The organism is Micromonospora globispora (assembly GCF_003857015.1).
GTDB lineage: Bacteria > Actinomycetota > Actinomycetes > Mycobacteriales > Micromonosporaceae > Micromonospora > Micromonospora globispora.
On record NZ_QGGF01000339.1, the window covers coordinates 1 to 15,679 of the forward strand.

Below are 15,679 nucleotides of genomic sequence, written 5' to 3' on the forward strand. Positions count from 1 at the left end.
CTGCAGGAACTGCTCACCGGCGCGGACCACCGGCGGCGGGCCGCCCGGTTCGCCGCCGGCGAGGCGCGGCTGCGGGAGCCGGTCGCCGTGGTCGACGGGCGCCGCCGGGCGGCTGCCGATCCGCTGACCGGGTTGCCGACGCGCCGGGAGCTGCTGGGCGAGCTGGGTCGCCGGGAGGGCGCGGGCGCCCTGCTCGTCGTCGACCTGTACGGGCTCGGCCAGGTCAACGAGCGGTTCGGCCGCCCGGTGGGGGACGGGGTGCTGGTCGAGGCGACGCGCCGGCTGCGTGCCGGCTGCGACTCCGGCGACCTGGTGGTCCGCCTGCGCGGCAGTGAGTTCGCCGTGCTCACCGGGGTCGGGCCGGTGCTGGCGTACGCGCTGAGCACCCGGTTGCTCGCCGCACTGGCCGAGCCGTACCCGCTGCCCGACGGGTCGGCGCGGCTGTGGGCCAGCATCGGGTTGGCCGAGACGGCCGGCGGGGCGCCGGAGGACGTGCTGCGTCAGGCCGACCTGGCCCGGCGGCGGGCGGTGCAGCTCGGCCGGGACCGGGTCGAGTGGTACGACGCCCACCTGGAGGACCAGCTGGTCCGCCGGCTGGACCTGGAACGCGAACTGCCCGGTGCGGTGGCTCGGGGCGAGCTGGACCTGGTCTACCAGCCGGTGCTGTCGCTGGCGGACCGGCTGCCGGTGGGCACCGAGGCGCTGCTGCGTTGGCGCAGCCGGACGCTGGGCACCGTGCTCCCCGCCGAGCTGGTGCCGGTGGCGGAGGATCTTAACCTCGTCGACGAGGTGGGCCGCTGGGTGCTGGACCGGGCCTGCCGTCAGCTCGCTGACTGGTCGGACGGGGGCCGGGGGTTCTGGATGTCGGTCAACGTCACGCCGCGGGAGCTGATCGCGGCCGACTTCGTGCCGGCGACCGCGGCCGCCCTCGCCGCGTACGGGGTGGCACCGGAGCGGCTGGTGGTCGAGGTGGCCGAGCCGCGGGTCGCGGCCGAGCTGCCGACGGTGGTGACGCGGCTGGCCGGGTTGCGGTCCCTGGGGGTGCGGACGGCGCTGGACGGCTTCCGTGCCGAACACGCCTCCCTGGCCCAGCTCCGCCGGCTGCCGATCGACCTGCTCAAGGTCGGCCCGCACCTGCTCGGTGCGGGCGGCGACGGGCAGCATCCGCTGGTCGACGTGGTGGTCAGCCTGGGCGACCGGCTCGGCCTGGAGGTGGTGGTGGCGGGGTTGGAGTCGGACGCCCAGGTGGCCGCGGCCGATTGCTCGGGCTGCCGGTACGGGCAGGGCTTCGCGCTGGCCCGGCCGGCGACCGCGGAACGGGTGGAGGCGTGGCTCGAGGAGTTCCGGTCGACGCTCCGCTGAGCCGGTTGATCAGCCGAGTGCTGAACCGGTTCACCTAGCGCGTGGCGGTGCGGTGCTGCAGCGCGGGGTGAGGTGGGCGGTCTCGTCCTGCAGGCCGATGACCGGCTCGCCGGCGATGACGGCCAGCAGTTGCCGTGCCGCGTGCGCCCCGTACGCGGGGATGTCCCGGCCGAGCGCGGTCAGCGGCGGGTGCACGAGCTGGCAGAGCGGGGAGTCGTCCCACGCCACGATGGAGAGATCACCCGGCACGGCGAGCCCCATCTCCTGAGCGACGGAGAGACCGGCGATCGCCATCACGTCGTTGTCGTAGATCACCGCGGTCGGCCGGTTGGCGGAGCTGAGCAGGCGGCGGGTGGCTCGCGCCCCCTCCTCGCCGGTGTAGTCGGACCAGACGGTCGTGGCGTCGTCGAGGCCGAGTCGGCGGCACACCTCGGTGAACGCGTCGGTGCGGATCTCGGTGTGCAGCAGCGACGGCAGGCCGCCGACCCGGGCAATCCGCCGGTGCCCGAGCGCGACGAGGTACTCCACGGTCTCGACCAGCGCCGCCGCGTCGTCGGACCAGACGCTGGCCAGGCTGCCGGTGTGCCCCGGCCCGCCGATGACCACGGCCGGCAGTTGCAGCTCCTCCAGCGCCGCCACCCGCCGGTCGTCGGTCCGCAGGTCGCACACGAAGACGCCGTCCACCCGGCGCTCGGCCCACCACCGTCGGTAGACCGCGATCTCCGCGTCGTGGTCGGCGACCACCTGGAGGGTCAGCGCGTACGACCGGGCGGAGAGCTCGGCCTCGACGCCGCTGATCAGCTCCATGAAGAACGGCTCGATGCCCAGTATCCGGGCGGGCCGGCACAGGGCGAGGCCGACGGCCTTGGCGGTGGCGCCGGAGAGCGCCCGGGCGGCGCTGCTCGGGCTGAAGCCGATCTCGGCGGCGATGGCGAGGATCCGCTGCCGGGTCGCCTCCGAGACGCCGGGCTGCCCGTTGAGCGCGTACGACACCGCGCCCTTGGAGACCCCGGCCCGTCGGGCGACGTCGGCGATGGTCGGCCGCTTCACCGGCGCGCTCCTCCACTGTCCGGCCCCGCGGGGCGGTTCCTCGCTCGGCGGGGTGCCGGCGGGCAACACGGTACTGCAAGCGGCCCGGCGGGCCGGTGGGCACGGCGGGCTCGGGACTGAACGGTACAGTCCATCACTTGCGCGGTTAAGCGTACGACCTTCGCCGCCGATCTTCGCCAGGCCCCCGTCTTGAAGCTGTTCCGGAAAGCGCTTCACCACGCATGATCGCGCTCCCACGGCATCGAGAAGGTTACGGAACGGCCGCGTCGTTAACCGCCCGTTGACAGCCCCAGGGGTGGCCCGTACGGTGGCCTCACTTATCCGGTTCAGTCAACGTCTCTCGATGTCGGGAGCGTTCCCATTTGGCGCGGAGGATGACATGAAACGGTCCTGGTTGCAGTGGGCGCGGGCGGCCACCGTGGGCGCCCTCAGTCTGGTCATGGTCGCGGCGTGCAGCGGAAAGAGCACCACCGGCGGATCGGATGCGGCGGGCGGTCCGGTCACGTTGAAGATCAACTTCTGGGGTGACTTCGGACTCCAGGACCTCAAGACCCGGTACGAGGCCGATCACCCGAACATCAAGATCCAGCTGAACTCCGGCGAGTACAACGCCCAGCACGAGGACCTGCAGAAGAAGCTGGTAGCCGGCTCCGGCGCCCCGGACATCGCGGCGATCGACGAGGGCTTCATGGTCCAGTTCCGCAGCCAGTCCGACAAGTTCGTCAACCTGCTCGACAAGGGCGCCGGCTCGTACGAGAGCAAGTACCTGCCCTGGAAGTGGAAGCAGTCGCTGTCGGCCGACGGCAAGACCCAGATCGGTCTCGGCACCGACGTCGGCGGCCTGGCCATGTGCTACCGGACCGACCTCTTCAAGGCCGCCGGGCTGCCCACCGACCGCGACCAGGTCTCCGCGCTCTGGCCCACCTGGGACAAGTTCATCGGGGTCGGCCAGCAGTACACCGCCAAGACCAACAAGAAGTTCATCGACTCCGGCACCAACCTGTTCAACCCGATCCTCGGCCAGCAGCCGGTCGGCTTCTACAACGAGCAGGAGCAGCTCCAGATGGACGGCGGCCCGAAGGTCGCCTTCGACTACACGATCAAGGCGATCAAGGCCGGCCTCTCCGCCAACCTGGCCAGCTTCCAGGCCGACTGGGACAAGGGCTTCACCAGCGGCTCCTTCGCCGTGCTGGCCTGCCCGGCGTGGATGCTCGGCCACATCAAGGACACCGCCCCCGGCACCCAGGGCAAGTGGGACATCGCCGCGGTCCCCGGTGGCGGCGGCAACTGGGGTGGCTCGTTCCTGACCATCCCCAAGCAGGGCAAGCACGTCGACGAGGCGTACCAGTTGCTGGAGTGGCTGGTTCAGCCGGAGCAGCAGATCGAGATCTTCAAGAAGGTCGGCAACCTGCCGTCGCAGCCGGCGCTCTACTCCGACCCGGCGATCGCCGACTTCAAGAACCCGTTCTTCAACAACGCCCCGGTCGGACAGATCTTCCCCAAGATGGCGCAGGGCCTCACCCCGCAGTACCTGGGCAAGAAGAACGGCCCGACCCGGGTCGCGGTGGAGAACGTGATCACGCGGGTGCAGAACAAGTCGCTGAAGCCCGACGCCGCCTGGGCCGAGGCGGTCAAGGAGGCCGAGAAGGCCGGCAAGTCCTGACGCACCGCGGAGCGGTGACGGAGCGGGCGCGGCCCCGTTCCGTCACCGCCCCGGCGTCGCCCGCCCACCCGCCACCTCTTCGGCCCTGGAGTGTCCTATGTCCACCACCCGCGCCGCACCGGCGCCGTCGAGCCGCCGAGCCGTGCCGGCCGGACGCTCGGGGGGCGACGACCCGCGGCTCACCTGGCGCGACCGGCTGTACCGCTTCGACATGCGCTACCTGCCGTACCTGATGATCGCCCCGTTCTTCCTGCTCTTCATCGTCTTCGGGCTCTTCCCACTGCTCTTCAACGGCGTGGTGTCGCTGCGCAACTACCAGCTCGACGATCCGACGCTGCCGTACTGGGCCGGCTTCGACAACTTCGCCCGGCTCTTCGGCGACGAGGACTTCTGGAACGCGCTCTACAACACCTTCGGCATCTTCCTGCTCTCCTCGGTGCCCCAACTGCTGCTCGCCCTGGTGGTCGCCTCGCTGTTGAACCGCAAGCTGCGGGCGCAGACCTGGTGGCGGGTCGGCGCCCTGCTGCCGTACGTCACCCCGATCGTCGCGTCGACGATGGTGTTCAGCGCCTTCTTCTCCCGCACCTACGGCATGGCCAACTGGCTGCTCGGCATGGTCGGCATCGGCGGTTCCGGGGACGCGGCGATCGACTGGCGGGCCGACAAGCTGCATTCCTGGATCGCGGTGGCCACCATGGTCAACTGGAAGTGGATCGGCTACAACGCGCTGCTCTACCTGGCCGCGATGCAGTCCATCCCGCGGGACGTGTACGAGGCCGCGGCGATCGACGGCGCCGGCCCGTGGCGGCAGCTATGGCGGATCACCGTCCCGATGATCCAGCCGGTCATTGTCTTCACCGTGGTGCTCTCCACCATCGGCGGGCTCCAGCTCTTCACCGAGCCGATGCTCTTCGACCTCAACTCGCAGGCCGCCACCGGCGGGCCGAACGGCGAGTGGCAGACCATCGCCCAACTCATCTACAAGGTCGGCTGGAAGGACCTCGACCTCGGCTACGCCGCGGCGATGTCCTGGGCGCTCTTCCTGATCATCCTGATCGTCGCCGGCCTCAACACGCTGCTCACCAACCGTCTTTCGGGAGGCCGCCGATGAGCGCCATCACCGCACTGGGCAAGCGGGGGCGGAGCCGGCCGGCCTTGCTGGGGCGGGCGCCGCAGGACACGCCGGCCGGCGTCGGGACGTACCTGCTCCTGGCGGTGACGTTCCTGTTCGCCGCCTTCCCGCTGTACTGGATGTTCGTCATCGCCACCAGCACCGACGAGGCGCTGGCCAAGCTCCCCCCGGCGGTCATCCCCGGTGACCAGTTCCTGGTCAATCTCCGCGAGGTCTTCTCCCTGCAGGACGTCTACTTCGCGGCCTCGCTGGTCAACAGCGTCATCGTCGCCACCGTGGTGACCGCGTCGGTGCTCTTCTTCTGCTCGCTGGCCGGGTTCGCCTTCGCCAAGCTGCGGTTCAAGGGCAGCCGGGGGCTGATGCTCTTCGTGGTGCTCACCCTGACCGTGCCCAACCAGCTCGGGATCGTCGCGCTCTACATCGTGATGGGCAAGCTCGGCTGGAACGGCACCCTGCTGGCGGTCATCGCGCCCGGCCTGGTCACCGCGTTCGGCGTGTTCTACATGCGGCAGTTCATCGTCAACACGGTGCCGGACGAGCTGGTCGAGTCGGCCCGGGTCGACGGCGCGAGCACCATGCGGATCTACGCCAACATCGTGCTGCCGACGATCCGCCCGGCGCTGGCGGTGCTCGGCCTGCTCACCTTCGTGGCAACCTGGAACGACTTCCAGTGGCCGCTGATCACGCTGAGCGGCACCGACTTTCCGACCTCGATGGTGGCGATCTCCGACCTGGCCAGCGGCAACTACGTGATCTACCGGCGGGTGCTGGCGGGTGCGTTCATCGCCACCGTCCCCCTGCTGGTGATGCTGTTCATCGGTGGACGTCAGATCGTCCGCGGAATCATGGAAGGCGCGGTGAAGTCGTGAGCCAGCACGCGCTGCACGAGGGTTGGGTGCTGCGGGCCGTACCCGGTCCGCAGGTGCCGCCGGAGATCGCCGATCGGGCGGTCCCGGCGACGGTGCCCGGCTGCGTGCACACCGACCTGCTGGCCGCCGGCCTCATCCCCGACCCCTACCTCGATCAGAACGAGGAGGCGCTCACCTGGATCGGGCGCACCGACTGGGTCTACGAGACCACCTTCCCCTGGCGGCCGGGCGACGACGACCGGGTGGACCTGGTCTGCGCCGGGCTGGACACGGTCGCCACGGTGACCCTCAACGGCACCGAGGTCGGCCGCACCGAGAACATGCACCGCAGCCACCGGTTCGAGGTCCGGTCGCTGCTGCGGCCCGGCCCCAACACGCTGACCGTCCGCTTCGACTCGGCATACCGGTACGCGGAGGCGCACCGGGACCAGCTCGGCGACCGGCCGAACGCCTACCCGGAGCCCTTCCACTTCATCCGGAAGATGGCCTGCAACTTCGGCTGGGACTGGGGTCCGACCGTGGTGACCGCCGGGATCTGGCAGAAGATCGGCCTGCACGCCTGGTCCACCGCCCGGCTCGCCGCGGTCCGCCCGCTGGTCACGGTCGAGGGCGACATCGGCCGCGTCGAGCTGCACGTGGAGATCGAGCGGGCGGCGGACAGCCCGGTCACCGTGCGCGCCGCGGTCGCCGGCGCGGCGGGCGAGGTGACCATCCCGGCGGGGGAGCGCGGCGCGGTGCTGACCGTCGAGGTCCGCGACCCCGAGCGGTGGTGGCCCCGGGGGTACGGCGAGCAGCCGCTGCACGCCCTCGACGTGACGCTGTGCGCCGAGGACGGCCGGGTGCTGGACGGCTGGTCCCGGCGGATCGGCTTCCGCTCGGTACGCCTGGACACCGCCCCCGACGCGCACGGCTCGGCGTTCGTGCTGCACGTCAACGACGTGCCGATCTTCGTCCGCGGCGTCAACTGGATCCCGGACGACGCCTTCCCGAACCGGGTCACCCGGGAGCGGCTGGCCGAGCGCTTCGACCAGGCGGTCGGGGCCAACATCAACCTGCTCCGGGTCTGGGGCGGCGGCCGGTACGAGTCGGAGGACTTCTACGAGCTGGCCGACGAGCTGGGGCTGCTGGTGCAGCAGGACTTCCTCTTCGCCTGCGCGGCGTACCCGGAGGAGGAGCCGTTCCGCTCGGAGGTCGAGGCGGAGGCCCGCGAGCAGGTGATTCGGCTGGCCAGCCACCCGTCGCTGGTGCTCTGGATCGGCAACAACGAGAACATCTGGGGCTGGCACGACTGGAACTGGCAGCAGCCGCTCGCCGGCCGCACCTGGGGCCGCGGCTACTACCTGGAGCTGCTGCCGCGGATCGTCGGCGAGCTGGACCCGACCCGGCCGTACTGGCCGGGCAGCCCGTGGTCGGGCAGCGAGGAGCTGCACCCGAACGACCCGGCCCACGGCACCATGCACATCTGGGACGTCTGGAACACCGACGACTACCGGAGGTACCGCGAGTACGTCCCGCGCTTCGTCGCCGAGTTCGGCTACCAGGCGCCCCCGGCGTACGCGACGCTGCGCCGCGCGATCTCCGACGATCCGCTGGCCCCCGACTCGCCGGGTATGGCCCACCACCAGAAGGCGATCGACGGCGACCGGAAGCTCCAGCGTGGGCTGGACGCGCACCTGCCGGCCCCGGCCAACTTCGACGACTGGCACTACCTCACCCAGCTCAACCAGGCCCGGGCCATCCAGCTCGGGGTGGAGCACTTCCGCTCGTACCGGCCGGTCTGCATGGGCACGGTCGTCTGGCAGCTCAACGACTGCTGGCCGGGCACCTCCTGGTCGGCGGTCGACGGTGACGGCCGGCGCAAGCCGCTCTGGTACGCGCTGCGCCGGGCGTACGCCGAGCGGCTGCTCACCGTGCAGCCGCGGGAGGGCGGGCTGGCCCTGGTGGCGGTGAACGAGACCGGTGACCGGTGGCGTGCCCCGGCTACGGTCACCCGGCTCACCCTCGCCGGGGAGCCGAGGGCGAAGACCTCGGTGGAGCTGGACGTCCCCGCGTACAGCTCGGTGGTGCTGGCGCTGCCGGCGGAGCTGGCGCGGCCCGACGAGGCCCGGCGCGAGCTGCTGGTCGCCGAGGCGGGTGAGACGGCGGAGCGGGCGCTCTGGTTCTTCGCCGAGGACCGGGAGGTCGACTGGCCGCCGGCGGAGCTGGACGCGGTGGTCGAGCCGGTCGGCGACGGTGCGCGGGTCCGGGTCACCGCCCGGAGCGCGTTGCGCGACCTGACCCTCTTCCCGGACCGGCTCGACCCCTCGGCCGAGGTGGACCAGGCGCTTCTCACCCTGCTCCCTGGCGAGTCGGCGACCTTCATCGTGCGGGCGGGCGGCCCGCTCGACCCGGCCGCGCTGACCGCCCGCCCGGTGCTGCGCTGCGTCAACGACATCAGCGGCGCGACGTCCGCCGCGGAAGGGGCGACGGCGTCAGCGGGAGGTGATCCCGCTCCGTAGCGGGCGCCAACCCACCCTTGCCGACTTGAAGAATTCTGCAAGTGCTAAAGTCTTCAGGACTGCTGGGGAGGAGTTCACGTGTCGGTGCCGCTGTACCAGGCGAAGGCGGAGCTGTTCCGCACCCTCGGACATCCCGTACGGATCCGGGTGCTCGAACTGCTCCAGGACGGGCCGAAGCCGGTCCGGGACCTGCTCGCCGCGATCGACGTCGAGGCGTCCAACCTCTCCCAGCAGCTCGCCGTGCTCCGCCGCGCCGGCATGGTGACCTCCCACCGGGACGGCCCGCTGGTCGTGTACTCCCTCAGCACACCCGACGTGGCGGACCTGCTGGCCGCGGGGCGGCGGATCCTCGGCGCGGTCCTCACCGACCGGGACGCCCTCCTCCACGAGCTGCGTGCCGACGGGCAGGCCCGGTGAGCACCGCGACCATGCCGCACACCCCGCGTGGTGCCCTCGCCCTGGCCCGGGATCGCGTCCTCGGCCTGCTGCCGGGCCGCGCCGACTGGGCGGCGGTCCGCCGGTCGCCCCGGCGGGACCTGGTCGCCGGGCTGACCGTGGCGGTGGTGGCGCTGCCGCTGGCCCTGGCGTTCGGCGTGACCTCCGGGCTGGGCGCCCAGGCCGGGCTGATCACCGCCGTGGTCGCCGGGGCGGTCGCCGCCGTGTTCGGCGGCTCGAACCTGCAGGTCTCCGGCCCGACCGGGGCGATGACCGTGGTGCTGGTGCCGGTGGTGCAGCGCTTCGGCGCCACCGGGGTGCTGATGGTCGGTGCGATGGCCGGGCTGGTGCTGATCGCCCTCGCCCTCGCCCGCCTCGGCCGGTACGTCCGCTACCTGCCCACCCCGGTGATCGAGGGCTTCACCGCCGGCATCGCCGTGGTGATCGCCCTGCAACAGGTGCCCGCCGCGCTCGGCGTGACCGACGCGCACGGGGAGAAGGTCTGGGCGGTGGCCGCCGACGCGGTCGGCCGGTTCGTCGTACACCCGCGCCCGGCCGCCCTCGCGGTGGCCCTCGGCGTCGCGGCGCTGATGCTGCTCGGCGCCCGGTGGCGTCCGGGGCTGCCGTTCTCGCTGCTCGGGGTGGCCGGCGCGACCGTCCTCGCCGAGCTCGCCCCGATCGACCTGGCCCGGATCGGCGCGCTGCCGCAGGGGCTGCCCGCACCCTCGCTGGGCTTCCTCGACGTGGACGCGGTGGGGGTGCTGCTGCCCAGCGCGCTGGCGGTGGCCGCGCTCGCCGCCCTGGAGAGCCTGCTTTCCGCCACCGTCGCGGACGGCATGACCGTGGGGGAACGGCACGACCCGGACCGGGAGCTGTTCGGTCAGGGCCTGGCCAACCTGGCCTCGCCGCTCTTCGGCGGCATCCCGGCGACGGCCGCCATCGCCCGTACGGCGGTGAACGTGCGCGCCGGCGCCGCCTCGAAACTGGCCGCCCTCACCCACGCCGTCGCCCTCGCCGCGATCGTGCTCGTCGCCGCCCCGCTGGTCGGGCGGATCCCGCTCGCCGCCCTGGCCGGGGTGCTGCTCGCCACCACCTTCCGGATGGTGGAGGCCGGGTCGCTCTGGGCGCTGGCGCGGGCCACCCGTAGCGACGCGGTCGTGCTCGTGCTGACCTTCGCCGTCACGGTTATCTGGGACCTGGTGACCGCGGTGGCCGTCGGCCTGGCCGTCGCGGTCGTCCTCGCGCTGCGCGCGGTGGCCCGCAGCGCCCGGCTCGAACAGGTCCCACTCGACCCCGGCGAGCACAGCGCCGAGGAGCACGCGCTGCTGGCCGAGCACATCGTCGCGTACCGGCTGGACGGGCCGCTCTTCTTCGCCGCCGCGCACACCTTCCTGCTGGAACTCTCCGAGGTCGCCGACGTGCGGGTGGTCATCCTGCGGATGTCCCGTGTCTCGACCCTGGACGCCACCGGAGCGCACGTGCTCGGCGACGCCATCGCCCGGCTGCGCGGGCGTGGCATCACCGTGCTGATCTCGGGCATCACCCCCGGCCACGACCAGGTCCTCAGCACCCTCGGCGTCGCCGAGGAACTGCGCCGCGCCGGCCTGGTCTTCCCGGACACCCCCGCCGCGATCCGGTACGCCCGCGGGCTCGCCCTGGGCACGCCGGAGGCGGTCGCCCGCTAGCCCGGCAGGGCGCCGAGGCCGGCGAGGAGTGCCAGCCGCTCGTCGGCGGTGAGCACCGCGTACGCCGGCTCGTCGCGGCGGTCTGTCTCGGCCTCGATCGCCTGCCGCTCGGGCCCGTCCGGCAGCGCCTTGATCTGCTCGGCGGTCAGCCCGGCGGCCCGCCACGCCGCCCGGTGCGCGTCGGCGCGATGGTGGCGCAGCGAACCGAGCCGGGTGACCAGCAGCATCGCCGGCGACGCGTCGGCCGGCTCGTACGGCGGGGACATGGCGTGGAAGGCGGGGCCGCCGGTGGCCAGCCCGTGCGCCAGCACCCGGCCGACCAGCTCCGCCAGGCGCGGCACCGACGCCAGGCCGGGCAGCATGGGCAGCCCGGAGGACCACAGCTCCTCGGCGGCCTCGGCGGTCGCCCGCTGCGCGTAGAGCGCCAGCTCCCGGCCCAGTTCGGTCAGGTGCCAGGTGCCCTCGGCGGCCACCTTGGTCACCCCCTGGGCCAGCTCCCGGCTCATGTCACCGTCGGTGTAAACGAGCCCGTCGGCGAGGGCCTCGGCCGGCATCGGCCGGGCCAGCACCCCGGAGAAGAAGCTGTTCTCGTACCCGAGGTCCACGCCCCGCTCGGCGTAGGACGCCTCCATCCGGGCCCGGGCCGCCCAGCGGGCGCCGACGTACACCCGGTCGATGACCGGTCGGATCAGTCGCGCGTAGCTCACCGTCGTCTCCACGCCGCCGGACCCTACCGGCGGCGTGGAGATCCGTGGGGGCGGCTTACTCCGGCACCCGCCGGTACGCGCCGTCGCTGGCCGAGGTCGCCATCGACGCGTACGCCCGCAGCGCCGCCGACACCGGCCGCTGCCGATCCGCCGGGGTGTACGGGCGGTCCCGCTTCTCCTCGGCGACCCGGCGGGCGTGCAGCACGTCCTCCGGCACGTTGAGCTGGATCGAGCGGGCCGGGATGTCGATGACGATCTCGTCGCCCTCCTGCACCAGCGCGATCAGCCCACCCGACGCCGCCTCGGGGGAGACGTGCCCGATGGACAGCCCGGAGGTGCCGCCGGAGAACCGGCCGTCGGTCAGCAGCGCGCAGGAGCGGCCCAGCCCCCGGCCCTTGAGGAACGAGGTGGGGTAGAGCATCTCCTGCATGCCCGGGCCGCCCTTCGGGCCCTCGTACCGGATCACCACCACGTCCCCGGCGGCGACCGACTTGTTGAGGATGCCCTCGACGGCGGCCTCCTGGGACTCGAAGACCCGGGCCGGCCCGCGGAACGTCAGGCACTCCTCGGGCACCCCGGCGGTCTTCACCACGCAGCCGTCCGGGGCGAGGTTGCCGTGCAGGATGGCCAGCCCGCCGTCGGCCGAGTACGCGTGCTCCCGGTCCCGGATGCAGCCGCCGGCCGCGTCGGTGTCCAGCGAGGACCAGTGGTTGGTGGTGGAGAACGGCTCGGTGGTGCGCACCCCGCCGGGGGCGGCGTGGAACAGCTCGATCGCCTCCGGTGTGGCCGAGCCGCCGCGCACGTCCCAGTCGGCCAGCCACTGCCCCAGCGAGGGGGAGTGCACCGCGCGCACGTCGCGGTGGAGCAGGCCGGCGCGGTCCAGCTCGCCGAGGATGGCCGGGATGCCGCCGGCCCGGTGCACGTCCTCCATGTGGTACTCCGGCGAGTTCGGCGCGACCTTCGCCAGGCAGGGCACCCGCCGGGAGATCGCGTCGATGTCCGCCACGCTGAAGTCCAGCTCCGCCTCGCGGGCGGCGGCGAGCAGGTGCAGCACGGTGTTGGTCGACCCGCCCATCGCCACGTCCAGGGCGACCGCGTTCTCGAACGCCGCCCGGCCGGCCACCGCGCGCGGCAGCACCGAGGCGTCGTCACCGTCGTACCAGCGCTTGGCGATCTCCACGGCGGTGCGGCCGGCCTCGATGAAGAGCGACCGGCGCGCGGCGTGGGTGGCGAGGGTGGATCCGTTGCCCGGCAGGGCCAGGCCGATCGCCTCGGTGAGGCAGTTCATCGAGTTGGCGGTGAACATGCCGGAGCAGGAGCCGCAGGTCGGGCAGGCGGAGCGCTCGATCTCGCCGAGCTGGTCCTCGGTGACCGCTTCGTTCGAGGAGGCGATCATGGCGTCGATCAGGTCGATCTTGGAGTGCACGACGCCCTCGATCGCCACCGTCTTGCCGGCCTCCATCGGCCCGCCGGAGACGAAGACGGTCGGGATGTTGAGCCGCAGCGCGGCCAGCAGCATGCCGGGGGTGATCTTGTCGCAGTTGGAGATGCAGACCAGGGCGTCCGCGCAGTGCGCGTTGACCATGTACTCCACGGCGTCGGCGATCAGCTCCCGGCTGGGCAGGGAGTAGAGCATGCCGCCGTGGCCCATCGCGATGCCGTCGTCCACCGCGATCGTGTTGAACTCCCGGCCCACCCCGCCGGCCTCGGCCACCGCGTCGGCGACCAGTCCGCCGAGGTCCTTGAGGTGCACGTGACCGGGTACGAACTGGGTGAAACTGTTGGCGATGGCGACGATCGGCTTGCCGAAGTCGTCGTCGGTCATCCCGGTGGCCCGCCAGAGGGCCCGGGCGCCGGCCATCGTCCGACCGTGCGTGGAGGTCTTCGACCGCAGCTCAGGCATGGCTACCAGTGTGGCACCGTCCCGGCCCTGGCCCCCCGGCGTGCGCGCCGTGTCCCAACAGATGCACACCCGGTGCCCCACGGGCGGCGCCCATCCGGCACAGTTGTGGTCGTGCACTTCCCCCCGGGCTTGGTCGGTGTCGCGGTGCTGAGCGGGCTCGTCGCCACTTGCGCCACCGCGCTGCTGACCGCATCGGCCCGCCGTCGGGTCGGGCCGTACCGGCAGGCCCACGTGCTGCTCGCCGCCGCCGCCGGGATCGCGCTGCTCAGCCTCCTGGTCGGGGTGACCGCGGTGCTCGTCGCCAGCCATCACTGGGCGCACCACCAGGGGCAGCGCACCGGCTGGGCGACGGTGATCGCGGCCGGTACCGCGCTCAGCGCGCTGGCCCTCGGCGGCGCGCTGCTCCGGCTGCCCGGCGCGGTGGCCGCCCCGGCCGCCACCGCTCGACTGCTCCTCGACGGCCTGAGCATGGCGACCGCGCTCTGGTTCGTCGGCTGGGTGCTCTTCTCCGAGCCCACCCGGCTGCTCGGCGCGGCCACCCCGGTCGCCTGCGTACCGATCCTGCTGGCCACGGTGAGCGCCGCGCTCACCACCGGGCTGGTCCTGATCATCGTGCTGCGGGCCGCCCCACCCCGGCGCCGGCTGGCCCTGCTCGGCGCCGGCGTCACCGCGGTGACCTGTGGCGGGCTCGGCCTCGCCGCCGGGCTCTGCCAGGCCGGTCCGGCGATGGCGCTGGCCGGTGCGGCCGTGCTGGCGGTGGGGCTGCTGGCCGCGGCCGTCGCCGTGCACCGGGTCGACCGGCCCGGACAGGTGGACGTCGACCTGATCCGCCGGGACGGCGAGTATGCCTTCGTGCCGATGTTCGCCATGGCCGCCTCGGCGATGTACCACCTGCTCGAGGGCGGCCGGTTCGACGTGTTCGGGATCGTCGCCGGCAGCGTCGAGGGCTTCGCGCTGGTGGCCCGGCAGTACCTGGCCCTCAACGACGTGCGCGCCTACGCCGGCCGGCTGGCCGAGCGGGAGGCGCACTTCCGGGAGCTGGCGCACACCGACCCGCTGACCGGCCTGGCCAACCGGCGCGGGCTGCTGCGGGCGCTGCACCGCTGCGCCGAGGCCGACGTCCCGTGCGTGCTGCTCGGGCTCGACCTGGACGGCTTCAAGAACGTCAACGACATGCGCGGTCACGACGTCGGCGATGCCGTCCTGGCCGAGGTGGGCCGGCGGCTGCGGGGCAACCTGCGCCCCGGTGACCTGGCCGCCCGGCTCGGCGGCGACGAGTTCGCGGTGCTGATGCACGGCGGGGCCGACGCGGACCGGGTCGCGGAGCGGCTGCTCGGGGTGCTCGGCCGGCCGTACGAGGGGCCGGACGGGCCGGTGTTCCTCTCGGTCAGCATCGGCCTGGCCGGGCACTGCGGTGAGCCCGACGTGGAGCTGCTGCTGCGCCACGCCGACCTGGCGCTGCGCTACGCCAAGCAGCGGGGCAAGAACCGGATCGAGCGCTACGACGCCGCGTACGACCAGCTGCTGCGCCGGCGCACCATGCTGGAGCACGAGCTGCGCGGGGCGATCGAGCGGAACGAGCTGCGGCTGGCGTTCCAGCCGGTGGCGTCGCTGCCGTCGGTGCGTCCGGTCGGCGCCGAGGCGCTGCTCCGCTGGCACCACCCGGAGCTGGGCAACGTCCGCCCGGACGAGTTCATCCCGCTCGCCGAGGAGTGCGGGATGATCGCCAAGCTGGGCGCCTGGGTGCTGCACCAGGCCTGCTACCAGCTCTCCCGCTGGCTGGCCGACGGCCACGACGTCTGGGTCTCGGTGAACGTCTCCCCGCGCGAGCTGCACGCCCCGGAGTACGTCGTCCAGGTCGCCGACGCGCTGCGCGCGCACCACGTACCGCCGCAGCGGCTGGTGCTGGAGGTAACCGAGCACGCCGTGGCCACCGACCTCGACGAGCTGATCCGGCGGCTGACCGCGCTGCGGCTCACCGGTGTCCGGATCGCGCTGGACGACTTCGGCGCCGGCTACTCCTCGCTGGGGCAGCTGCGCCGCCTGCCGATCGACATCCTCAAGATCGACCACAGCCTGGTCGCCGAGCACGAGCCGGTCCGCCCGGTCGGCCGGGACGGGCCCGCCTTCGCGCCGATGGTGGACATCGTGATGCGCCTCGGGCACCAGCTCGGGCTGGAGGTGATCGCCGAGGGGGTGACCACCCCCACCGAGCTGGCCGCGGTGGTCGCCGCCGGCTGCCGCTTCGGTCAGGGTGCGCTCTTCGGCTGGGGGGTGCCGGCGGAGCACCTGGAGGCGATGCTGGAGGCGGCCACCTCGCCCGGGGCACGCCCCGCGCCGCTGCCGCCGGTCCCGCCTCCCGCGCCGGCCCGCCC

11 protein-coding genes are annotated in these 15,679 nt (G+C 73.0%); 8 read left to right on the plus strand and 3 right to left on the minus strand.

What is annotated here, in order from left to right:
- The coding region (locus DKL51_RS16620) for a putative bifunctional diguanylate cyclase/phosphodiesterase (protein ID WP_124812232.1) at nt 1-1,362 on the plus strand (1,362 nt) is incomplete at its 5' end.
- 30 nt (nt 1,363-1,392) lie between these two features.
- Here the strand turns inward: DKL51_RS16620 and DKL51_RS16625 are convergent.
- Entirely contained in the window at nt 1,393-2,412 is a 1,020-nt protein-coding gene (locus DKL51_RS16625) for a LacI family DNA-binding transcriptional regulator (protein ID WP_124812233.1), read from the minus strand.
- A gap of 379 nt (nt 2,413-2,791) precedes the next feature.
- On the opposite strand from DKL51_RS16625, the gene DKL51_RS16630 reads away from it, so the two are divergent.
- The 6 genes from DKL51_RS16630 to DKL51_RS16655 all read left to right on the plus strand — a co-directional run bounded on the left by DKL51_RS16630 (nt 2,792) and on the right by DKL51_RS16655 (nt 10,694).
- A complete protein-coding gene (locus tag DKL51_RS16630) occupies nt 2,792-4,075 on the plus strand; it encodes an ABC transporter substrate-binding protein (RefSeq protein WP_109947981.1) in 1,284 nt (427 codons plus the stop codon).
- Nucleotides 4,076-4,172: 97 nt separating this feature from the next.
- Complete coding sequence (locus DKL51_RS16635) at nt 4,173-5,186, plus strand: carbohydrate ABC transporter permease (RefSeq protein ID WP_109966554.1); 1,014 nt, start codon at nt 4,173-4,175, stop codon at nt 5,184-5,186.
- Nucleotides 5,183-6,076, plus strand: coding sequence for a carbohydrate ABC transporter permease (locus DKL51_RS16640; RefSeq protein ID WP_109942760.1), 894 nt, complete (start codon nt 5,183-5,185; stop codon nt 6,074-6,076). Before DKL51_RS16635 ends, DKL51_RS16640 begins: the two co-directional genes overlap by 4 nt.
- Nucleotides 6,073-8,574 (plus strand): glycoside hydrolase family 2 protein, encoded by a 2,502-nt coding sequence (locus DKL51_RS16645; protein WP_124812234.1) that lies wholly within the window; start codon nt 6,073-6,075, stop codon nt 8,572-8,574. Before DKL51_RS16640 ends, DKL51_RS16645 begins: the two co-directional genes overlap by 4 nt.
- Nucleotides 8,575-8,652: 78 nt before the next feature.
- Nucleotides 8,653-8,991: an ArsR/SmtB family transcription factor gene (locus DKL51_RS16650; RefSeq protein WP_109942762.1), complete on the plus strand. Its 339-nt coding sequence runs from the start codon at nt 8,653-8,655 to the stop codon at nt 8,989-8,991.
- Between the two features lie 11 nt (nt 8,992-9,002).
- A complete protein-coding gene (locus DKL51_RS16655) occupies nt 9,003-10,694 on the plus strand; it encodes a SulP family inorganic anion transporter (protein ID WP_124812236.1) in 1,692 nt (563 codons plus the stop codon).
- On the opposite strand, the gene DKL51_RS16660 is transcribed toward DKL51_RS16655, so the two are convergent.
- Nucleotides 10,691-11,413 (minus strand): hypothetical protein, encoded by a 723-nt coding sequence (locus DKL51_RS16660; RefSeq protein ID WP_260428564.1) that lies wholly within the window; start codon nt 11,411-11,413, stop codon nt 10,691-10,693. The two genes, DKL51_RS16655 and DKL51_RS16660, sit on opposite strands and share 4 nt — an antisense overlap.
- 43 nt (nt 11,414-11,456) lie before the next feature.
- On the minus strand, nt 11,457-13,304 hold the full coding sequence (gene ilvD / locus DKL51_RS16665; protein ID WP_124812235.1) for a dihydroxy-acid dehydratase: 1,848 nt from the start codon (nt 13,302-13,304) through the stop codon (nt 11,457-11,459).
- Nucleotides 13,305-13,448: 144 nt separating this feature from the next.
- Between ilvD and DKL51_RS16670 the strand changes: the two genes are divergently transcribed.
- The coding region (locus DKL51_RS16670) for a putative bifunctional diguanylate cyclase/phosphodiesterase (protein ID WP_438819662.1) at nt 13,449-15,679 on the plus strand (2,231 nt) is incomplete at its 3' end.